18 protein-coding genes are annotated in these 20,001 nt (G+C 73.3%); 11 read left to right on the top strand and 7 right to left on the bottom strand.

What is annotated here, in order from left to right:
* Positions 1–36: 36 nt before the first annotated feature.
* On the bottom strand, positions 37–1,098 hold the full coding sequence (locus tag ACIRJT_RS33215) for a ferric reductase-like transmembrane domain-containing protein (protein WP_403916679.1): 1,062 nt from the start codon (positions 1,096–1,098) through the stop codon (positions 37–39).
* Positions 1,099–1,335: 237 nt separating this feature from the next.
* Between ACIRJT_RS33215 and ACIRJT_RS33210 the strand changes: the two genes are divergently transcribed.
* Both ACIRJT_RS33210 and ACIRJT_RS33205 read left to right on the top strand, forming a co-directional pair.
* On the top strand, positions 1,336–2,007 hold the full coding sequence (locus ACIRJT_RS33210; protein ID WP_403916677.1) for a hypothetical protein: 672 nt from the start codon (positions 1,336–1,338) through the stop codon (positions 2,005–2,007).
* Positions 2,008–2,457: 450 nt separating this feature from the next.
* On the top strand, positions 2,458–3,081 hold the full coding sequence (locus tag ACIRJT_RS33205) for a sigma-70 family RNA polymerase sigma factor (RefSeq protein WP_403916835.1): 624 nt from the start codon (positions 2,458–2,460) through the stop codon (positions 3,079–3,081).
* Between the two features lie 46 nt (positions 3,082–3,127).
* Here the strand turns inward: ACIRJT_RS33205 and ACIRJT_RS33200 are convergent, their stop codons facing one another.
* Genes ACIRJT_RS33200 through ACIRJT_RS33185 form a run of 4 tightly spaced genes read right to left on the bottom strand, consistent with a single transcriptional unit; the run spans position 3,128 to position 7,494 of the window.
* The gene (locus ACIRJT_RS33200) at positions 3,128–4,396 is read right to left on the bottom strand and encodes an MFS transporter (RefSeq protein WP_403916674.1); all 1,269 of its coding nucleotides are present in this window, start codon (positions 4,394–4,396) and stop codon (positions 3,128–3,130) included.
* 10 nt (positions 4,397–4,406) lie between these two features.
* Positions 4,407–5,630, bottom strand: a complete 1,224-nt coding sequence (locus tag ACIRJT_RS33195) for an ATP-grasp domain-containing protein (protein WP_403916671.1) — start codon at positions 5,628–5,630, stop codon at positions 4,407–4,409.
* Positions 5,627–6,757: a pyridoxal-phosphate dependent enzyme gene (locus ACIRJT_RS33190; protein ID WP_403916668.1), complete on the bottom strand. Its 1,131-nt coding sequence runs from the start codon at positions 6,755–6,757 to the stop codon at positions 5,627–5,629. The genes ACIRJT_RS33195 and ACIRJT_RS33190 overlap by 4 nt, the downstream gene beginning before the upstream one ends.
* Positions 6,754–7,494 (bottom strand): class I SAM-dependent methyltransferase, encoded by a 741-nt coding sequence (locus tag ACIRJT_RS33185; protein ID WP_403916665.1) that lies wholly within the window; start codon positions 7,492–7,494, stop codon positions 6,754–6,756. The genes ACIRJT_RS33190 and ACIRJT_RS33185 overlap by 4 nt, the downstream gene beginning before the upstream one ends.
* Positions 7,495–7,921: 427 nt before the next feature.
* On the opposite strand from ACIRJT_RS33185, the gene ACIRJT_RS33180 reads away from it, so the two are divergent.
* The 5 genes from ACIRJT_RS33180 (at position 7,922) to ACIRJT_RS33160 (ending at position 14,905) form a co-directional block, all read left to right on the top strand.
* Entirely contained in the window at positions 7,922–12,199 is a 4,278-nt protein-coding gene (locus tag ACIRJT_RS33180) for a molybdopterin-dependent oxidoreductase (protein ID WP_403916662.1), read from the top strand.
* An 18-nt stretch (positions 12,200–12,217) separates the two neighbouring features.
* Complete coding sequence (locus ACIRJT_RS33175; RefSeq protein ID WP_403916659.1) at positions 12,218–12,784, top strand: AAA family ATPase; 567 nt, start codon at positions 12,218–12,220, stop codon at positions 12,782–12,784.
* 173 nt (positions 12,785–12,957) lie between these two features.
* A complete protein-coding gene (locus tag ACIRJT_RS33170; protein WP_403916656.1) occupies positions 12,958–13,194 on the top strand; it encodes a hypothetical protein in 237 nt (78 codons plus the stop codon).
* Entirely contained in the window at positions 13,191–13,766 is a 576-nt protein-coding gene (locus tag ACIRJT_RS33165; protein WP_403916654.1) for a sigma-70 family RNA polymerase sigma factor, read from the top strand. The genes ACIRJT_RS33170 and ACIRJT_RS33165 overlap by 4 nt, the downstream gene beginning before the upstream one ends.
* Positions 13,763–14,905 (top strand): hypothetical protein, encoded by a 1,143-nt coding sequence (locus ACIRJT_RS33160; protein WP_403916651.1) that lies wholly within the window; start codon positions 13,763–13,765, stop codon positions 14,903–14,905. Before ACIRJT_RS33165 ends, ACIRJT_RS33160 begins: the two co-directional genes overlap by 4 nt.
* 143 nt (positions 14,906–15,048) lie before the next feature.
* Here ACIRJT_RS33160 and ACIRJT_RS33155 read toward each other — a convergent pair whose 3' ends face one another.
* A complete protein-coding gene (locus tag ACIRJT_RS33155; protein ID WP_402018045.1) occupies positions 15,049–15,930 on the bottom strand; it encodes an undecaprenyl-diphosphate phosphatase in 882 nt (293 codons plus the stop codon).
* Between the two features lie 178 nt (positions 15,931–16,108).
* A complete protein-coding gene (locus tag ACIRJT_RS33150) occupies positions 16,109–16,831 on the bottom strand; it encodes a TVP38/TMEM64 family protein (RefSeq protein WP_403916648.1) in 723 nt (240 codons plus the stop codon).
* A gap of 49 nt (positions 16,832–16,880) precedes the next feature.
* On the opposite strand from ACIRJT_RS33150, the gene ACIRJT_RS33145 reads away from it, so the two are divergent.
* The 4 genes from ACIRJT_RS33145 (at position 16,881) to ACIRJT_RS33130 (ending at position 19,993) form a co-directional block, all read left to right on the top strand.
* Entirely contained in the window at positions 16,881–17,594 is a 714-nt protein-coding gene (locus ACIRJT_RS33145; RefSeq protein ID WP_403916646.1) for a DNA alkylation repair protein, read from the top strand.
* Positions 17,595–17,647: 53 nt separating this feature from the next.
* Positions 17,648–17,803: a hypothetical protein gene (locus ACIRJT_RS33140; RefSeq protein ID WP_403916644.1), complete on the top strand. Its 156-nt coding sequence runs from the start codon at positions 17,648–17,650 to the stop codon at positions 17,801–17,803.
* Positions 17,804–17,898: 95 nt separating this feature from the next.
* The gene (tuf, locus tag ACIRJT_RS33135) at positions 17,899–19,074 is read left to right on the top strand and encodes an elongation factor Tu (protein WP_403916641.1); all 1,176 of its coding nucleotides are present in this window, start codon (positions 17,899–17,901) and stop codon (positions 19,072–19,074) included.
* A 73-nt stretch (positions 19,075–19,147) separates the two neighbouring features.
* The gene (locus ACIRJT_RS33130; RefSeq protein WP_403916638.1) at positions 19,148–19,993 is read left to right on the top strand and encodes a spermidine synthase; all 846 of its coding nucleotides are present in this window, start codon (positions 19,148–19,150) and stop codon (positions 19,991–19,993) included.
* The last annotated feature ends 8 nt before the right edge of the window (positions 19,994–20,001 follow it).

The raw sequence follows: 20,001 nt of genomic DNA, 5'->3' as shown, positions 1-20,001 counted from the left end.
GCGGCCGGCGCGCACGCGCGGGGGCGGACGGCCCTCTCAGTCGTGGTTGTGGGTGGAGGAGGTGTCCTCCGGGGGCACGCTGCGCCCGCCGTCGCTGCCACTGGCCACGACCGCGACCAGAGCCGCCAGGATCGCCACCACGGCGAGCCTTCCGCCCACCCGCAGAACCCACCCGGTGCGGGCCCCGGCGGTCGCTCCGGGCCGGACCGGCAGCTTCTCGGAGCGGCGGGCGGGCCGCAGCAGGCGCAGGAGCAGCAGCGCGGCGATCGGGAGCTGGAGCAGCCAGACGCTCGTGCGGAACCAGCCGTCGTACCAGACGTTGGTCCCGTACAGCAGGGTGTGCCAGACGCTGAGGACGTAGACGACGATCACGCAGCGGTGCAGTATCCGCCAGGTCTTCTGGCCGATGCGGTGGCGTACGTAGAAGACCAGGCCGAGGGGGATCGCGAGGTACAGGGCCGCTTGGCCGATGGGGATGGCGATCTTGCCGGTCCCCGAGTCGTAGCCGCCGGGGACGAGGGCCTCCACGAAGGCGGTGGCGACCGCGGAGTTCCAGGACGCGGTGTCGTGCCGGACCAGTTCGGCCCCGAACAGCAGGGCGTGGGCCGCGATCAGGGCGATGGTGTTCAGGCTCGTGGTGCGGTGCAGGCGTTCCAGCCGGGGGCCCGAAAGCGGCAGGCGACCCGGCCGGGGGCCGGACAGCATCAGCCCGAGGATGACGGTCCCCCAGGCCCAGAGCAGGGCGGACCAGCCGAACGCCTGGCTGAGGAAGTACATCCAGAAGCCGCCCGCGTCGGCCATGAACGGCATCACGGTGACCGTGGACGAGGTCTTGTTGCGGATGCGTATGTAGAGCAGGACGAAGATCGCCGCGGTGATGAGGAGCGCGACCAGGCCGTCGGGCCACGAGGCCCGCAGGTCGGAGCGGAGCGTCGGCCGTTTCGGAGCTCCCGGCTGCCGGGGGGAGGGGACGTGGCCGTCTTCCGGTGCGGCGCTGTCGGTGGCTGCGGCTTCAGGTCCGGTTCCGGTGGCGGGCGCGGCGCTTTCGGGCATCTCGGCGGCCGCTGCCGGTTCGGGGGTGGGGAGTGGGTTCGTCATGCGGCCTCTTCGGGGCGGGGGCATCGGCTGGCGGGGGCGGATGCGGCGGCCCCGGGCCACGAGGCTTACGCAGACGCGTTGTTGGAGCAGTCGGACGCGGGCGCGGGAAAGTTCCCGACAGCTGTATGTGACATGGATCACATGGTGCTGCTGGTGGGGCAAACAAGGTGAACTCCCGTTGTTTCGGCATCTGGTGCCCTTCTCTCCGGGGTGGGTGCGACTGGCACGATGGCTGACATGGGAGCCGGAACCGCACTCCGACTCGTACGCACCGCGCTGTTCGCGGTGGTGTGCGTCGCCGTGTCCGGACTCGGCCACGCGCTGATGTCCGGCGCGCCCCTGCCCCTGCTCGTCCAGGCCGCCGCGCTGCTGCCGGTGTGCGGTGCGGGATGGTGGCTCGCCGCGCGGGAACGGAGCGCTCCGGTGACCGTGACGGCCCATGTCCTGGGCCAGTTGGGGCTGCACGCCTTCTTCGCCTGCGCCGGATCCTGGCTGCCGTCCGGCTTCGGCGCGCACCACGCGGGCGGCGGGCGGGCGCCGGGCGCGATGAACCACTCCGCGCACGAGGTCGCGATCGGCGACTCCTCGGGCCTGCTGGGGCTTCTGGCCGCCTTCGACGGCGCGGTGTTCACCCTCGGCATGGCCGCCGCCCACGCGGCGGCCGGGCTGATCTGCGGCTGGTGGCTGTGGCGCGGCGAGGTCGCGCTCGCCCGGCTGGGCCGCTGTCTGGTGCTGTTCGTCCGGGCACCGCTGCGGACGGCCCGGCGCCTGTGGTCCGCGACGCCCCACGCGCCCGCGCCGTCCGTCCGGCGACGCGTCCGCCGCCGGCCCCGCCGCCGCTTCCGGAACCTTCTCGCCCTGCACGCCATCTCCCGGCGCGGGCCGCCCCTCTCCCTCTGCCTCCTCTGACCTCCATCCGTCCTCCGGCTCCTGTGCGCCGGAGGCGGTACGGGTGTGCGCCACGCGCACACCCGTGACAGGCATGCCGGTGCTCCGGGCCACCCCAACAGGGGGCCCGGGGCCGGTCGCCGGAGCCGGGCGACCGCTGCCGCCGGCTCCGCAAGGACGCGAAGGACCGCTGTGACACATCCTGCTCCCGCGCTACGCACCGCCGGGCCACCCGCCGCCGCGCGACCGGCCGTCGGGCCGACCGCCACGGTACGACCCACCGCCGCCCCACCCGCGACCGCACGCCCTGCCGTCCGACCGGGACCGGCCGCCGTGCGACCGCCTGCCGTCGCCGCGCCACCCGCGCCCGCACGCCCCGCCGTCGCGCGATCCGCCACCGCACCACCGGCCGTCGCGAGGCCCGTCGCGCCCCCCGTCGCCGCGCCCGCCTCCCGGCCGCCGGCCATCCGGATGTCCACCACCCGCCCGCCCCACCCCCGGGTCCCGGCCGCCCGGCAGAACGACGGGCAGATCACCGACTGGGCGCTGGCGGCGGGAGGCGGGGACCGGGAGGCAGCCGACCGCTTCGTCCGGGCGACCTACGAGGACGTCCGCAGATTCGTCGCCTACCTCAGCTCCGACGTCCCGGGGGCCGACGACCTGGCTCAGGAGACCTACCTCCGGGCGATGAGCGGACTGGCCCGGTTCGCGGGGCGTTCCTGCGCCCGGACCTGGCTGATGTCGATCGCGCGACGCGTCGTCATCGACCGGCACCGAGCCGCCGCCGTGCGCCCCCGGACCGCCGACACCGCGGACTGGCAGACCGCGGCGGAACGCGCCCAGCCCCGTCAACTGCCCGGATTCGAGGAGTCCGTCGCGGTGCTGGACGCCCTGCGCCGACTGGACCCGGCGCGCCGCCAGGCCTTCGTCCTCACCCAGCTTCTGGGCGCGTCCTACGAGGAGGCGGCGGCCGCCGCGGGCTGTCCGATCGGCACGGTGCGCTCCCGCGTGGCCCGCGCCCGCCGCGAACTCGCCGGGCAGTGGCGCGCGGGACCGGCCGAAGCGCACCGGAGCCCGATCCCCGCATCGGCGTGACCGACCTGTCGCCGGACGGGAATCCCTCAGAGGTGTCCCGCACCCCTCAGTCGGCGCCCGCCCGCGATCCCTCGGGGTCCCGGGCGGTGCGCCGCCGGCGGAGCAGGAACACCGGCAGCAACAGGCACTGGAGGCAGACAGCCGCCCAGAACCCCCGCGCCGAGCCCGCGGACTCCGCCGCCCCGTACAACTGCCCGCCCACCACCCCGCTGGCGAACGCGCCGATGCCCGCCGCCAGCCGCTGACGCCCGAACACGCTCGCCGGAGTCGCCGACGAACGGGCCAGCGCCTCCAGGTCGTTCTTGAGGAAGAGCACGATCTCCCCGAGGCACAGCAGCGTTCCGCCCACCGCGATCCCCGCGTGGCCCCCGGCTCCGATCGCCGCCATGCCCGCAGCCATCGCGCCGAACCCCCACCGCAGGGCGGCCGGGTAGCTCAGTGCGGCGACCCGTTCCGCCAGCAACGGCTGGGCGACGACGAGGAGGGCCGCGTACCCCGTCAGGACGGCTCCGTAGAAGGCCGCCGACGTCCGGGGGACCGCGTACAGCGCCAGATAGTGCTGGAAGAACATGAACGCGTACACGCTCAGGACGGTCACCACGAACGGTGAGGGCCCGGGGCGCGGTGCGCCCAACTCCGGGGTCCGCCCGGCGGCGGGCGCTGCGGAGGCCCCGTCGGACGACCTGTCACAGGACCGGTCTGCGGTGCCCGCCGGCAGCAGCGCGTGCCCGGCCCCCACGAGCGCGAACAGCACGGTGACACAGGAGAACAGCACCCCGGGGGAGCCCATGACGAGCGGCGCGGCGGCCGGAGGGCCCAGCGCCATCCCCGCGTTGAACGCCGAACCGCTCGCCGACAGCAGCCGGGGGCGCCGCTCCTCGGGCGCCCCCTCCACCAGATACGCCTTGTTCGCCGGGAGGTACAGCGCCGCGCCCGCCGACACCAGCAACAGCGCCCCGACCGCCAGAACCGGACTGGTCAGCCCGGGGACGAACGCGGCGAACCCCGCCGTACGCAGTCCCAGCGCCAGCAGCATCGCGCGCCGCAGCCCGATCCGCCCGGTCACCGGCCCCGCCACCACGCCGCCGGCGAACTGGATCAGCGAGGCGACGGCCAGCACGATGCCGACCGTGCCGAGCCCGAGGCCGAGCCGCTGGTGCAGCAGCACCGACATATAGGGAAGCACGGCGAAACTGCCCAGCGTGATCAGGAACGAGCCCCCCAGCAGGAACCGCTGCGGGCCGGTGAGCTGCGGGCCGCCCGGCCGCCCGGAGGCCCGGCCGCCCGGCCCACGGTCCGTACGGCGGCGGCTCACCTCCCCGGGCTCACGCCGCCCCGGCGACGACCGGACGGACCCGGACGGCCGCGCTCCACGCCCGGTGCTGGGCCAGCTCCGCCGTCCGCCCCTCGGCCAGCACCATGCCCGTACAGCCCCGCTGATCACCGACGTGGACCACGCTCTCGCCGGGCTCGCGGACCGGGAACCACTCCACCGCCCCGGGGAACGCACCGAGTTCGTCGAGGCCGTGCCAGCCCTTCAGCACCCCGGGCCGCTCCGCGTACACGAGGACGAAGCCGTACGCGGGCCCTGTGGCGTCGAGCGGGGCGTCCAGCAGTGCCGGGCGGCGGCCGAGCGCCTCGTCCATCATGGCCGTGTAGACGTTGGTCCGCAGCGTCCGGCACAGCACCTCGCCGACCAGCGCGCCGCCGATCCTGCGGTTGATCTCCACCAACTCGGGCCCGTCGGCGGTCAGGACGAACTCCACATGGGCGAAGCCGCGGACGTGCCCCGCCGCCGCCAGGACCCGGCCCACCCACGCCTCGATCCCGGCCCGCTCCTCCTGGGGCAGCGCCACCGGGAACGCCGCCGCCTCCTCCCGTACCACCGCCGCCCGGGACGTCTGGCGGCTCAGCACCCCGAGCAGCCGGGTGGTCCCGTCCCAGCCGATGGTCTCCGCGCTGTACAGCGGACCGGCGAGGAACGCCTCGGCCAACAGGTCTCCGGTCAGGCGCTGTCGACCCGCCTCCGCCAGCGCCCGGTGCAGGGCCTCCTCGTCGTGCACGATCCACACGGCGCGCGAGGAGGTGCCCGCCGAGTCCTTCAGGACCGCGGGCAGCCCCACTGCCCGCAGCACCTCCCCGGCGCCCTCGGGACCCGGCGGGACGGATACGGCCGTACTCCGGCTCAGCCCGTGCGCGTGCAGCGTCTCCCGGACCCGGCGCTTGTCCCGCAGTAGCCGTACGGCCCCGGGATCGGCGCCCGGGAGCCCCAGTTCGGCGGCCAGCTCGGCGGCCGGCACGCTCCAGGTGTCCGTCGTGTTGATCAGCCCGGCCAGGCCCGGCACGGCGGCCAGGGCGCGACGGGTGGCCTCCGGATCCGTGGTGTCGACGTCCACGACGTCCAGCGCGTCCGGTGGCAGGACCGCCAGCTCGTGCCGGTAGACCGAACGGTCGCCGGTCAGCAGACACAGCCGGTGCCCCGCTTCGGCGGCGGCCTCCGCCATCCGGCCCAGGCCGAAGGACAGGGACTCCAGTGCGGCGATCGTCATGGCAGCAGCTCCACGGTCGGTACGGGGGAGGGGACTTCGCCCTCGACGGTCCTGGCGGCCTCCGGAGCGGCGCGCCCGGCCCATTCCATCACCGACCACGGCGGCCGCAGGTCGGCCGGCGACGCGATGGTCCGGGGCCGCAGCCCGGCCGGGTCCAGGGCCTCGGCGTGCCGGGCGAACACCCGCTCCGCGTACCGGTGTCCGGTGTCGGCGCCCAGCACCAGATGCAGCCGCCCGGGATCGCGGGCCGCCTCCCAGGCCGCCGCCAGATGGGCCGCCCCGGTGGACAGGCCCGCGAACACCGCGTGCTCCCGCAGCAGTCCGACCGCCCCCGCCATGGCATGGCGGAAGTCCAGCCAGTGGACGGTGTCGTACAGCTCGTGCCGGACGTTCCCGAACGGTATCGAGCTGCCGATGCCCGCGATGATCGCCTCCGGGTCCTCGAACCGCTCGCTCCCGAACGTCACGCTGCCGAACGGCTGGATGCCCACCAGCCGCACCGACCGCCCCGACTCCCGCAGCGCGCGGGCCAGTCCACCGGTCGACGCGCCCGTGCCCACCGCGCCGACCACGGTCAGCGGACCCTGGGGCAGCGCCCCGGTGAGCAGCTCCGCGAACTCCCGGTAGCCCTCGTGGTGGACCTGGTCGTGGTACTGCCGCATCCAGTGGAAGTCCGACCGCTCCGCCAGCAGCCGGCGCACGTGGCGCACCCGCAGCTCCTGGTCCAGTCGCAGGCTCTGCGAGGGCGGCATCGCGTCGACCGTGGCGCCGAGGATTTCCAACTGCGCCCGCATGGTGGCGTCCACGGTGGTGGAGGCGACGATGTGGCAGCGCAGCCCGTAGCGGTGGCAGGCCATGGCGAGCGCCAGCGCGTAGATCCCGCTGGAGCTGTCGACCAGGGTCTGCCCCGGGACCACCCGGCCCCGGCGCAGCAGCGAGCGGACCGCGCCGAGCGCGGCGTACACCTTCATCGTCTCGAAGCGGGCGAGGACGATGTCGCCGGTCAGCCGGATCAGGTCGGGGGTCTTCACCGCGTCGGTGATGTGCTCGTGGACCGTCGCGACCGCCGGGCGCGCGGAAGCGTCCGGCCCCGCGGCGCGGGGACGGGCGTCCGCCCCGGCCCTCACTTGCGCCGCCCGCGCACGATCAGCCGGTCCGAGCGCTGGTCGTAGCCCGACGCGTCGAACCCGCCGAAGCACTCCACGTCGGTGAAGCCCGCGCTCTCGAAGAGGGCGTGCAGCTCGGCCGCCGAGTAGAGCCAGGAGATGATGGACGCCGTCCGCGCCGTCGTACCGCGCACCAGCGTCCAGTCCGTGCGCAGCCGCCGCCAGCTGTCGAGGACGGTGTCGCGCTGGACGACATAGGCGCCGTCGGGCAGGTCGACCGCCTTCGGCCGCCCGATCCAGCCCGCCAGCACCTCCTTGCCCATCACGTCCACCAGGAGCTGCCCGCCCGGGGCGAGGCTCTCGTGGGCGTTGCGCAGCACCTGGAGGTTGTCCTCGGCCTCGTCGAAGTAGCCGAACGACGTGAAGACGTTCAGCACCACGTCGAACGTGCCCGGCTGCCGGTAGGTGAGCATGTCGGCGCGCTCCAGGCGGACCTCGGCGCCCGCCGTGTCGCAGGCTGTCCGGGCCCTCTCCAGCATGGAGGGCGACAGATCGACCCCCGTCACCTCGTACCCGCGCCCCGCCAGCGGCACCACGAAGAGACCCGGCCCGCAGCACAGGTCCAGGACTCTCGTGCCCGGTGGGAAGTCCAGCAGAGGAGAGGACGCGACCAGCGCGGCGGCGGACTCGGCCCGCGCCGCCGGGAACATCGTCGGGGCGAAATCGGACCAGAGCGCGTCGTCCTCGTACCAGTGCATGCCTCGCGGCCTCCTCCCGGGCCCGGGGGCCCCGTGGGTGTGCTGCTGCCGTCGCCCCGGCGGCCGTGTCACCGGCCGCCGTTTCCGTCACCGGACGGGCCTCCCGCGCCCGGCGTCTCTCCAGTAGTCGGCCGCCCCGGCCGGGAAGTTCCCCGCGATCACCGGGCGGCGCCGGGGCCACCGCCCGGCACCGCCCGCCCCGTACCGCCCGCCACCGAGCGGGCCTCACCGGCGGCCACCGTGCGACGCCGGAGCCGCGACCCCGCACCGCCCGAGCCTCACCGGCGGCCCCCGGGCGGTGTGCAGGCGACGTAACCGTCACTGTTCGCCCGGTGTCATCCCCGGGTAACGGGCCCTTCCTAGATTCGGGGGTGACCGCAGCCCGCCCCCGCGTCCCTCCGGGTACGCCCGCCCCCGAAGGGCCCCCATGACCGTGCCGCCCCCGCCGCCGTGCGCTCCCGCCACCGACCGGGTGCGCACGGTCTGCTCGTACTGCGGTGTCGGCTGCGGGATCGTCCTCGACATCGCCGCCGGCCCCGACGGCCGCCGCACCGTCGTGAAGGCCTCGGGAGACAAGGAGCACCCGTCGAACGCAGGCCGGCTGTGCACCAAGGGCGCCACCGGCGCGGACCTCCTCGCCGCCCCCGGCCGGCTGACCACCGCCCTGGCCCGCCCCGACCGCAGCGAGCAGCCCGCCCCGCTCGGCCGGGACGCCGCCATCGCGGAGACCGCGCGCAGGCTGCGGTCCGTACTGGACGCCCACGGCCCGGACGCGGTGGCCCTCTACGTCTCCGGCCAGATGACGCTGGAGGCGCAGTACCTCGCCAACAAGCTGGCCAAGGGCTTCATCGGGACCAACACCATCGAGTCCAACTCCCGGCTCTGCATGGCGAGCGCGGGCAGCGGCTACAAGCTGTCCCTCGGCGCGGACGGACCGCCCGGCTCCTACGAGGACTTCGCGCACGCCGACGTCTTCCTCGTCACCGGCGCCAACATGGCCGACTGCCACCCGATCCTCTTCCTGAGGATGATGGAGCGCGTCAAGGCGGGCGCGAAGCTGATCGTCGTCGACCCCCGGCGCAACGCCACCGCCGCCAAGGCCGACCTGTACCTCCGGATCCGGCCCGGCACCGACCTGGCCCTCCTCAACGGGCTGCTGCACCTCCTCGTCGAGAACGGGCACACCGACCCGGAGTTCGTCGCCGAGCACACCGAGGGCTGGGAGCGGATGCCCGCCTTCCTCCGCGACTACCCGCCCGCCGCCGTCGCGGAGATCACCGGCATCCCCGAGGACGACATCCGGCGGGCGGCCCGCTGGATCGGCGAGGCGGGCGACTGGATGAGCTGCTGGACGATGGGCCTCAACCAGTCCACCCACGGGACCTGGAACACCAACGCGATCGTCAACCTGCACCTGGCGACCGGGGCGATCTGCCGGCCCGGCAGCGGCCCGTTCTCGCTCACCGGCCAGCCCAACGCCATGGGCGGACGCGAGATGGGCTACATGGGCCCCGGACTGCCCGGCCAGCGATCGGTCCTGGTCGACGAGGAACGTGCCTTCACCGAGGAGCTGTGGGGCGTTGAGCCCGGCACCCTGCGCGCGGACGGCTCGGGCAGCGGCACCGTCGACATGTTCCGGCGCATGGCCGACGGGGAGATCAAGGCCTGCTGGATCATCTGCACCAACCCGGTCGCCTCGGTCGCCAACCGCCGGACCGTCATCGAGGGTCTGGAGGCCGCCGAATTCGTCGTCACGCAGGACGTGTTCGCCGACACCGAGACCAACGCGTACGCCGATGTCGTCCTGCCCGCCGCCCTCTGGGCCGAGTCCGAGGGCGTGATGATCAACTCGGAGCGCACCCTCACCCTCTCCCGCCGCGCCACCGACCCGCCGGGAGAGGCCTGGCCGGACTGGCGGATCATCGCCGCGGTGGCCTGCGCCATGGGGTACGAGGACGCCTTCGGCTACACGAGCGCCGAGGAGGTCTTCGCCGAGATCACCCGGGCGTCGAACCCGCGCACCGGCTACGACCTGCGCGGGGTGACGTACGAGCGGCTGCGCGAGACACCTGTGCAGTGGCCCAGCGCCGATGTCGACGGCCCGGCCCGCAACCCCGTGCGCTACGTCAACGACGGCGTCAGCCAGGAGCTGACCGTGCGGCCCGACGGGAGCGTGCCGAGGCTCGCCTTTCCCACGCCGAGCGGCCGGGCCGTCTTCCACGCCCGCCCGCACCTGCCGCCGGCCGAAATGCCCGACGAGGACTTCCCGCATCTCCTCAACACCGGGCGGCTCCAGCACCAGTGGCACACCCTCACCAAGACCGCGAAGATCGCGAAGCTGAACCGGCTCGACCCGGGCCCCTTCGTCGAGATCCATCCCGACGACGCGGCGGTCCTGGGCATCGGTGAGGACGACGGCGTCGAGGTCGCCTCGCGGCGCGGGCGCGCGGTGCTTCCGGCCCGGATCACCGACCGGGTCGGGCCGGGGGAGTGCTTCGCCCCGTTCCACTGGAACGACCTGTTCGGCGAGTACCTCGGCGTGAACGCCGTGACCAACGACGCGGTCGACCCGATCTCGTTCCAGCCCGAGCTGAAGGTGTGCGCGGTCCGGCTGGTGAAGGTCGCCGCACCCGCGCCGCGCCGCGGGCCCGCCGAGGCGGAACGGCCCGCGCCCGGCGGGGGCCCCGGTCTCGGATTCATGGGTACCTCGGGCCCGGTGGACGCCTCCGGCCTGGTGGGCACATCGGGTCCGGTGAACACATCGGGTCCGGTGAACACATCGGGTCCGGTGAACACATCGGGTCTGGTGGGCACGTTCGGCCTGGTGGACACCGCCCCACCCGTCCTCACGGAGACGGAACGCCGCTATCTGGCCGGATTCCTCGCGGGCCTGGGCGCCCGGCCGGAGGGCACCCCGGTGCTTCCGGCGGGCGCCCCGTTCGCCCCGGACCACGCGCTGTGGGTCAACGGAGTGCTCGCCGGGACGTACTCCCGGCTCGCGGGGACGGCGGAGCCCGCCCCCGCGGCGCCGGCGGGCACCCCGGACGAACCGGGCCGGCCGGTCGTCGTGCTGTGGGCCTCGCAGACCGGCAACGCCGAGGAGGTCGCCGCGACGGCCGCCCGGACGCTGGCCGCCGAGGGGCACCGCACCACGCTCCTCGGTATGGACGACGGGACGCCCGCGGCCCTGCCGAACCCGGCCGACCTCCTCGTCGTCACCAGCACCTTCGGCGACGGCGACGCCCCCGACAACGGCTCCGCCTTCTGGGAGTCGCTGAACGTCCCCGGGGTCCCGGGCCTGAAAGGCGTCCGCTACGCCGTACTCGCGCTCGGTGACTCCAGCTACGACGACTTCTGCGGCCACGGCCGCCGCCTGGACGAACGCCTCGGCGAACTGGGCGCGGAGCGGCTGGTCCCGCGCACCGACTGCGAGCCGGAGTACGAACAGCCCTTCGGCCAGTGGCTCAAGGAGGTCCGGACGGCGCTGGAGGCGACGACCCCGGAAGGGACAGCGGAGCGGACAGCGGCCACACCGCCCGCCGCGCCGACGGTGTCGCCCGGAGGGACGGCGCCCGCCCGCCCCTCCCGCGCCGCCCCCGTCACCGCCCTCCTCACCGGGAACCGCCTCCTGAGCCTGCCCGGCGCGACGAAGGAGGTCCGCGCCTTCACGATCGACACCCGGGACGCCGAGACCCCCCTGACGTACACGGCCGGGGACGCGCTGGGCGTACACCCCCTCAACTCACCGGACCTGGTGGCCGAATGGCTCGCCGTCACCGGTCTCGACCCCGCAGCCGAGGTGGACGTCCCCGGACACGGCCCGGTCGCCCTGGAGACGGCCCTGCACCGCCACCTCGACATCGCCCGCATCACCCCGGACCTGCTGCGCCTAGTCGCCGACCAGACGGGGGACCGGTCCCTGAAGAAGCTGCTGCGCCCCGACAACAGGGGCGAGCGGGACCGGTGGATCTGGGGGAGGCAGGCCGTCGACGTCCTCGCCGAACACCCGGTACGGGCCACGGCCGCCGCCTGGGCCGAGGTGCTCGGGCCGCTGAGGCCCCGGCTCTACTCCATCGCCTCCAGCCCGCTCGTGGACCCCCACCGGATGCGGCTGACCGTCTCCGTGATCCGCTACGAGAGCCACCGCGGCCGGATGCGCAAGGGCGTCGCCTCCACGTTCCTCGCCGACGCCGAACAGGACAGCCCCCTGTCGGTGTTCGTCCAGCGCAACGACCGCTTCCGGCCGCCCGTCGACCCGGCCACCCCGATGATCATGGTCGGGCCCGGTACGGGAGTCGCGCCGTTCCTGGGCTTCCTGGAGGAACGCCGGGCGCTCGGTCACTCCGGCGCCAACTGGCTGTTCTTCGGCGAGCAGCACCGCGCCACGGACTTCTACTACCGCGACGAACTCGACGCGCTGAGCCGCTCGGGCACCCTCACCCGGCTGGACACCGCCTTCTCCCGCGACCAGCGGGCCAAGGTCTACGTCCAGGACCGGATGCGCGAGCACGGAGCCCAGCTCTGGTCCTGGCTCCGCGACGGCGCCCACCTCTATGTCTGCGGCGACGCCTCCCGCATGGCCAAGGACGTCGACCGGGCCCTGCGCGACATCGCCGTCGCCCACGGGGGACTCGAACCCGACGCGGCGGCCGCGCAGGTCAAGCAGCTAGCCTCGGACCGCAGATACGTGCGTGACGTGTACTGAACGAGGGAGCGTGGCCACATGGGGTGGACAGAAGTACCGGTCGACACCGGATCACCGGCGACGGGCGCCGTCCTGCTGATCGGCATCCCCGGCAGCGGCAAGAGCACGGTGGCCGCGGCTCTCGCCGCCCGCTTCGCCACCGCCGCCCACATCGAGGTGGACGCCCTCCAGGAACTCATCGTCTCCGGCGGCCGGTGGCCCTCGCCCGAGAAGGACGAGGAGGCGGACCGGCAGATCTTCCTCCGGGCCCGCAACGCCTGCCTGCTGGCGGACAGTTTCGCCGCCGCGGGCTTCCTCCCGGTCATCGACGACGTCGTCGTACGCCGTGCCCACCTCGACTTCTACCGCGCCACGCTCACCGGCGTACCGCTGCACCGCGTGGTCCTGGCCCCGGGCGCCGCGAAGGCCCTGGAGCGCAACCTCGCCAGGGACAAGACGCTGACGACGGACTGGTCCCCGCTGGACGACGTCATGCGCACCGAACTGGCCGACGAGAAGATCTGGATCGACAGCGCGGAGCTGACCGTGGACGAGACGGTCGACGCGGTCCTGACCGCCACCGGCCTGACGCCGCCACCGGCCTGACGCCTCAGCCGTCCGGCCTACCGATCAGGCACCGGGAAGCGTGTCCACGCTTCTGCTCCCAGAAAAAAATCCGCTCGGGAAGTTCACGATCAAGAGCCTGATCGCCCCTCAACTCATGACGGCCTCGCGGCCGGTACCCATGAAGAAGAGGAGGCCCCCGAATGGAATCGGCCATGACCGTGTTCGTTCTGATCGTCATCGCCAAAGCCTTCGCGCTGACGGCGCTCTGGCTGCGGCTGCACCGACGGGCGCAGAGTGAACGGGAACGGCACCACTATCTGCTGGAGATGACCGGCAAGTTGCCCACGGGGGGAACGGTGGAACTGGGCGACCGCGGTGACACCGGGCACCACCTGTGCGTGAGGATCGTCGGCGCCCCGGCCGACGGCGAGAAGGGCCGTACGTCGTGAACATCCAGGACCCGGCTGAGGGGGCTGACCGTTCGGCGGCCGCCCCCGCACCGCCTGCCCCGTTCGTCCGGGACGACCGCGACCGGCAGCGGACGGACGCGGAGTTCGCCGCCTTCTACCGTGAGCAACTGCGCTCGCTGGTCGGCTTCCTGATCAACCAAGGGGCCGGGCTGCGGGACGCCGCGGACATCGCGCAGGAGAGCATGATCGACGCCTACCGGTGCTGGGGCGACATCGAGTATCCGAAGGCATGGGTCCACAAGGCCGCCTCCCGTGCGCTGGTACGCAAGGTCGCTACGCTCGAAGAGCTCGTCGAGGATCTTCCCGAGCCCACGTCCCTGCTGCCCCGTCCCGACGCCATCGCCGAGTGGGAAGTGCGGCACGACGCGCTGCTCATCCTGCGCGGCCTCCCCCCGAGACAACGTCAGATCATGGCGTGGACCCTGAACGGCTTCACACCCACCGACATCGCCGACCACCTCGGCCTGTCGGCCGAGACGGTGCGCGCCAACCTCAAGAAGGCCCGCCGGGCGGTAGCCGCCCGTATCAAGGAACGCGAGGAGGGCCAGTGACCCGCCACCCCGCATACGACCCCGAGGGAACGGAACCGCACCAGCGGCTCGACCGGGTCCAGCCCGCCCTGACCCGTGCTCTCGACGGCGTCCTGGATATCGAGGCCGGCCTGCGGGAGATCCTCATCCTCTCTCACCACGACACCGCCGTCGACGGCCTCGACGGAGTCCTGGACGCCGAGGCCGGACTCGCCGCCATCCTGCCTCCCGCCGCACCCGCCAGTCACTCCCGCGGAGCGCACGACGGCCTGAGGACGGAGGCGCTCCTGCAGGCGATCGGGCCGGAGGACCGCATGGCTCTGCGCAACGAGCCCGAGATCAGGAGGGTCAGCCAGGTTCTCGCCCGCACCCGCGGTGTCGCGCTGGCGCTGGAGGACGATCCGCCCTACGACACCCATCTCGCTCGCACGCTCGCTGTCGACCTCGCTCGCGACCTCACCCACGACCTCGCCCACGATCTCGTCCTGGCCCGCGGCCTGGCTCGCGACCTCGGCATCACCGCCGCCGGCGACCTCGACCTCAGCCGTGCCACCGCTGTCGCCGCCTGCCTCGTACAAGCCCGCGCACTCGGCTCCCGCGCGGACCTCCTCGCCGTCCGCACCCGCACCGAGGACCTGACCTCCGCCCTGGATCTCGCTCACGTCCATGCCGTCGCCCTCGCCCGCGACCTCGCCCGCGACCGAGGCATCTCCCTGACCTTCCGTCTCAACGTTGCCGACGACCTCGATCTCGCCCTGGACGTCGCTCACGGTCGCGCCATCGACCTGGTCGGTCTCCTCGGCTTCGAACCCGGCCCCGACCGGAGCCCCGCCCACCGTGAACTCGTCGCCCAGGTCGTGGGCATCCGCACAGCCGAGATGTGCCGAGCCATCGGCCGGGTGCTCGGACACAAGCCCCCCACGCTCGACGGGGACTCTCTGCACGCGCTGCTGGACGACTTCGTCACCGCTGACCTGAGAGATGCCGACCTGGCCGGTATCGACCTCACAGGGGTGCACTGGTCGGAGCTCGGTACACAGTGGCCCGCGGGCCTGGACGTCGAAGCCCTGAAAGCCCGTTCGGAGGAAACGTTCCCCGGCAGCGGTACCTGGGTCGTCCGCTCCGGCACCGCGACCATCCACGACCTCGCCGACCGGTAGCCGGACTGCCCACGGGCCCGCGTGCGGCTCCGCCCCGGCGTTGTCAGACCCCCGCCGTACGGTGGGGACCATCTGTCCGCGCTGCTGGCTGCTGCGCTGCTGGATCGCCCCGCCCGGCTGCTCCCGGGCGGGGCGCACGACGCCTACGGGGTGGTGCCCGCCGACTCACCCGCGTGCGGGCTGAGCACCCCGGCCCAGATCAGAATGAAGAGGACGATGCCGAGCAGGATGCGGTAGATGACGAACGGCATGAAGCTCTTGGTCGTGATGAACTTCATGAACCACGCGATGACGGCGTATCCGACGAAGAACGCCACCAGCGTCGCGAAGATCGTCGGGCCCCAGGAGATATGGCCCTCGCCCACGTCCTTGAGCTCGTAGGCGCCCGAGGCGAGCACCGCGGGGATCGCCAGCAGGAACGAGTAGCGGGCGGCCGACTCGCGGGTGTAGCCCATCAGCAGGCCACCGCTGATCGTCGCACCCGACCGGGAGACCCCGGGGACCAGCGCCATCGCCTGGCAGAACCCGAAGATCAGGCCGTCCCTGACCCCCAGCTCCTTGAGCGTCTTGCGCTCCTTCACCACCCGGTGCTTGCCGCCCGACTCGTCGCGCGCGGCCAGCCGGTCGGCGATGCCCAGCACGATGCCCATGCCGATCAGCGTCGTCGCGATCAGCCGGAGATCGCGGAACGGTCCCTCGATCTGGTCCTTGAGCGTGATGCCCAGAACACCGATGGGGATCGAGCCGACGATGACCAGCCAGCCCATCTGGGCGTCGTGGTCACCGCGCATCGCACGGTCCGTCAGCGAGCGGAACCACGCCGACAGGATGCGCGCGATGTCCTTGCGGAAGTAGATGAGCACCGCCGCCTCCGTGCCGATCTGACTGATGGCGGTGAAGGCGGCCCCCGGGTCGTGCCAGCCGGCGAACGCGGCGGTCAGCCGCAGATGGGCGCTGGAGGAGATCGGCAGGAACTCGGTCAGTCCCTGAACGAGTCCCAGGACGAATGATTCGAACCAGCTCATGGGGCTTTGGCCATCCCGGAGGTGATCGTGCATCGGCCACGGACGACTGGGCCCGTCGGCTGCGTGCGGAGTACGGAGTGCGGTCAAGGACAACAAGGACATCGAGGTCGCGGGCAGCGTATCGCCTGAAAGTAAACGTCAGACCTACTGCACCGGTCGTCCACGTGCCGCCGTACGTTCAGTCCTGCGGCGTGTCCCGGCCGAGCCGGTGGCGCTTGCGCCAGGCGACCAGCGCCCCGCCGAGAGCGGACAGCACGATGAAGCCCGTGGCGGCCAGGAAGACCGGCGAGGTCGGCGACGCGGCCTCGCTGCCGGCTATCACGTACGCCGCCGTGTTCGGGATCGACCCCAGCCCGGTGGCCAGGAGGAACGGCGGAGCGCTCATCCGGGAGGTCGCCGCGCAGTAGTTGGCGGCGGCGAACGGGATCCCGGGGAAGAGCCGCAGCGCCAGGACGGACCGGAAGCCGTGCCGGCTCAGCACCCCGTCCGCGGCGGTCAGCAGCCTCCCGCGCAGCAGGGTCCGCAGCGCGTCCTGGCCCAGTACCCGGCCCAGCATGAACGACACGCCCGCGCCCAGCACCGTGCCCGCCAACGCCGCCGCGAGACCCGCCTGCGCCCCGAACAACGCGCCCGCGGCGATGTTGAGCAGCGGGCGCGGCACGAACGCCACCGTCAGCGCCCCGTAAGCCAGCCCGAAGAGCATCGCGGCCGTGCCCCCGGTCAGCTGGGCCGGCCAGCCCGACGCCAGCAGCCGCTGTGGTTCGAAGAGCAGCATCGTCGACGCGGCCCCCAGCAGGACGACCACGAGCAGCGAGAACCGGGACCACGGCGACAGCAGCGCCCTGGAGAGGCGCAGGGCGGGACCGGTGGCGGGCCGGGCGGAGGGGACGGGGTCGAACATTCGGGGAGAGTAACCGAAAACGCTGTGTGATCGCCGTAATGTGCCTCGCGTGAACCCCGCCGCCGACGCCCCCGTCCCGCCGGACAGCGCCCTCGCCGACACTGTGCTGGAGCGGCTCGTCTCCGTCTACGCCCCGGCCGCCGACCCCGTACGGGCCGCGGGAGCCGCCGCGTACATGAAGCACGTCGCCCCCTTTCTCGGGATCCCCACCCCCGAGCGCCGGGCCCTGTCACGGACCGTCCTGGCGGGCGCCGGGCGGCCGGACGAGGCGGACTGCACGGCGATCGCGCTGCGCTGCTGGCGGCTGCCGGAGCGGGAGTACCAGTACTTCGCCGCCGACTACCTGCGCCGGTACGCGGGCCGCTGCACCTCGGGCTTCCTGCCCGTCCTGCACCACCTCGTGACCACCGTTCCCTGGTGGGACACGGTCGACGTGCTCGCCGCGCATGTCGCGGGCCCCCTGGTCGCCGCCGATCCGGCGCTCGCCCGGGAGATGGACCGGTGGATCGACGACCCCAGCCTCTGGGCGGCCAGGACCGCCCTCCTGCACCAGCTGCGCTACCGGGAAGCCACCGACACCGACCGGCTCTTCGGCTACTGCCTGCGCCGCGCGGACCACCCCGACTTCTTCCTCCGCAAGGCGATCGGCTGGGCCCTGCGGGAGTACGCCAGGACCGACCCCACCGCCGTACGCGACTTCGTCGAGGGAGCGGGGACACGCCTGTCGCCGCTCTCCGCGCGCGAGGCGCTCAAGAACCTCTGAGGCGTCGGGAAAACCATTCGACGGCGACGCCCCGCCCGGCCATGATCAGGGGCATGTTCCGGTACGCCTTCCCCGCAGCGCCGTCCGCAGTCGCGGACGCGCCGAAGGCTGCCGAGAACGACGCGGCCCTCGTGGCGGCGTTCTCCGCGGCAGCGGCTGCGGCAGCGTTCACCGCCGCCGCAGCGCCCATCGGCGGCGCCCGAAGCTGACCCTCCCCCGACAGTCCGGCGGACCCCGTAAGGGGAGGGTCGGCGGGGCCCTGGGGTCTTCTCTTCTCAGCTTCTAGTTCTCCAAGGAACGAGCCATGTCCAAGACGGCTTACGTGCGCACCAAGCCGCACCTCAACATCGGCACCATGGGCCACGTCGACCACGGCAAGACGACCCTCACCGCCGCCATCACCAAGGTCCTCAGCGAGCGCGGTGGCAGCTCCACCTCCTACGTGTCCTTCGACCGGATCGACCGGGCCCCCGAGGAGGCCCAGCGCGGCATCACCATCAACATCGCGCACGTCGAGTACGAGACCGACACCCGCCACTACGCGCACGTCGACATGCCCGGTCACGCGGACTACATCAAGAACATGGTGACGGGCGCGGCGCAGCTCGACGGGGCGATCCTCGTCGTCTCCGCGCTCGACGGGATCATGCCGCAGACCGCCGAGCACGTCCTGCTGGCCCGTCAAGTGGGCGTCGACCACATCGTCGTCGCCCTCAACAAGGCCGACGCGGGCGACCCGGAGCTGACCGACCTGGTCGAGCTGGAGGTCCGCGAGCTGCTCTCCGCGCACGGGTACGGCGGTGACACCGTTCCCGTGGTCCGGGTCTCCGGGCTCAGGGCGCTGGAGGGCGACCCGCGGTGGACGGCGGCCGTCGAAGGGCTGCTGGACGCCGTCGACACGTACGTGCCGATTCCGGTGCGCTACACCGACGCGCCGTTCCTGCTGTCCGTCGAGAACGTCCTGACCATCACCGGCCGGGGCACCGTCGTCACCGGCGCCGTCGAGCGCGGCACCGTCCGCGTCGGCGACCGGGTCGCGGTGCTCGGCGCGGACATCGAGACGGTCGTCACCGGTCTGGAGACCTTCGGCAAGCCGATGGAGTCCGCCGAGGCCGGGGACAACGTCGCGCTGCTGCTGCGCGGGGTGGAGCGCGACCGGGTGCGCCGCGGCCATGTCGTGGCCGCGCCCGGCAGCGTGGTGCCGAGCCGCCGGTTCACCGCCCAGGTGTACGTCCTGTCGACGAAGGAGGGCGGCCGGTCGACCCCGGTGACCACCGGCTACCGGCCGCAGTTCTACATCCGTACGGCGGACGTCGTCGGCGACGTCGACCTCGGCGAGTCGGCCCTCGCGCGCCCCGGCGACACGGTCACGATGACCGTGGAGCTGGGCCGTGACGTGCCACTGGAGTCCGGTCTCGGCTTCGCGATCCGCGAGGGCGGACGCACGGTCGGCGCGGGCACGGTCATCGCGCTGCTCTGAGCACCACCGCTGCCCGCCACCCCCTCGTCCCGGGGGTGGCGGGCAGCGGTGCGCGGGAGGCGACAATGGAGGCGTGAACGAGCCGATACCCGTCATCCGCGAGGTCGACTGCGGCACCGCCCGGCTGCTGCCCGACGTGGACCGCGACCGGGCCTGGCTGCTCACGGTCGACGACGCGCCCCAGTCCTACGTCGACCTCGACGACCCGTCCCACCTGGAGTTCGAGTACGTGCGCCGGCTCGCCCACGTCGTGGACGGCGCGGCCGGGCCGGGTGAGCCCCTGGACGTCCTGCACCTGGGCGGCGGGGCGCTGACCCTGCCCCGCTACGTGGCGGTGACCCGCCCCGGATCGCGCCAGGACGTCGTCGACGCGGACCGGGGGCTGCTGCGGCTGGTCCGGGAGCATCTGCCGCTGCCCGAGGACGGCGGCATCTCCCTGCACGCGGCCGACGCCCGGGAGCGGCTGGAGGCCGCGGTGCCCGCCTCCGCCGACCTCCTGATCGCGGACGTCTTCGGCGGCTCCCGTGTTCCGGCGCACCTCACGTCCGTCGAGTACGCGCGGGCCGCGGGCCGGGCGCTGCGCGAGGACGGGATCTACGCCGCCAACCTGGCCGACAGCGCGCCGTTCGCCTTCCTCCGCTCCCAGCTGGCGAACTTCGCCGCGGTCTTCCCGGAACTCGCGCTGATCGGGGAACCGGGCGTACTGCGCGGGCGGCGCTTCGGCAACGTCGTCCTGCTCGCCTCGTACGCGCCCCTCGACGTGGCCCCGCTCGTCCGGGCCTGCGCCGCCGACGCCTTCCCCGCACGGGTCACCCACGGCCCCGCGCTGACCCGGTTCATCGGCGGGGCCCGCCCGGTGACGGACGTGGACGCGGTCGCCTCGCCCGAACCGCCCGACGGAGCCTTCAGCGTCGGCTGAGGCTCCGT

Origin of the sequence: Streptomyces sp. NPDC102283 (genome assembly GCF_044766265.1) — a bacterium.
Lineage (GTDB): Bacteria > Actinomycetota > Actinomycetes > Streptomycetales > Streptomycetaceae > Streptomyces.
Note: the sequence above shows the minus strand (reverse complement) of the source record. Positions and strands in the feature narration are given on the sequence as shown.

Excerpts from the sequence above, each read along its gene's own strand:
- ACIRJT_RS33215 (WP_403916679.1), bottom strand. The coding sequence starts at position 1,098 with ATGACGAACCCACTCCCCACCCCCGAACCGGCAGCGGCCGCCGAGATG.
- ACIRJT_RS33210 (WP_403916677.1), top strand. The coding sequence starts at position 1,336 with ATGGGAGCCGGAACCGCACTCCGACTCGTACGCACCGCGCTGTTCGCG.
- ACIRJT_RS33205 (WP_403916835.1), top strand. The coding sequence starts at position 2,458 with ATGTCCACCACCCGCCCGCCCCACCCCCGGGTCCCGGCCGCCCGGCAG.
- ACIRJT_RS33195 (WP_403916671.1), bottom strand. The coding sequence starts at position 5,630 with ATGACGATCGCCGCACTGGAGTCCCTGTCCTTCGGCCTGGGCCGGATG.
- ACIRJT_RS33185 (WP_403916665.1), bottom strand. The coding sequence starts at position 7,494 with ATGCACTGGTACGAGGACGACGCGCTCTGGTCCGATTTCGCCCCGACG.
- ACIRJT_RS33180 (WP_403916662.1), top strand. The coding sequence starts at position 7,922 with ATGACCGTGCCGCCCCCGCCGCCGTGCGCTCCCGCCACCGACCGGGTG.
- ACIRJT_RS33175 (WP_403916659.1), top strand. The coding sequence starts at position 12,218 with ATGGGGTGGACAGAAGTACCGGTCGACACCGGATCACCGGCGACGGGC.
- ACIRJT_RS33170 (WP_403916656.1), top strand. The coding sequence starts at position 12,958 with ATGACCGTGTTCGTTCTGATCGTCATCGCCAAAGCCTTCGCGCTGACG.
- ACIRJT_RS33155 (WP_402018045.1), bottom strand. The coding sequence starts at position 15,930 with ATGAGCTGGTTCGAATCATTCGTCCTGGGACTCGTTCAGGGACTGACC.
- ACIRJT_RS33150 (WP_403916648.1), bottom strand. The coding sequence starts at position 16,831 with ATGTTCGACCCCGTCCCCTCCGCCCGGCCCGCCACCGGTCCCGCCCTG.
- ACIRJT_RS33140 (WP_403916644.1), top strand. The coding sequence starts at position 17,648 with ATGTTCCGGTACGCCTTCCCCGCAGCGCCGTCCGCAGTCGCGGACGCG.
- tuf (WP_403916641.1), top strand. The coding sequence starts at position 17,899 with ATGTCCAAGACGGCTTACGTGCGCACCAAGCCGCACCTCAACATCGGC.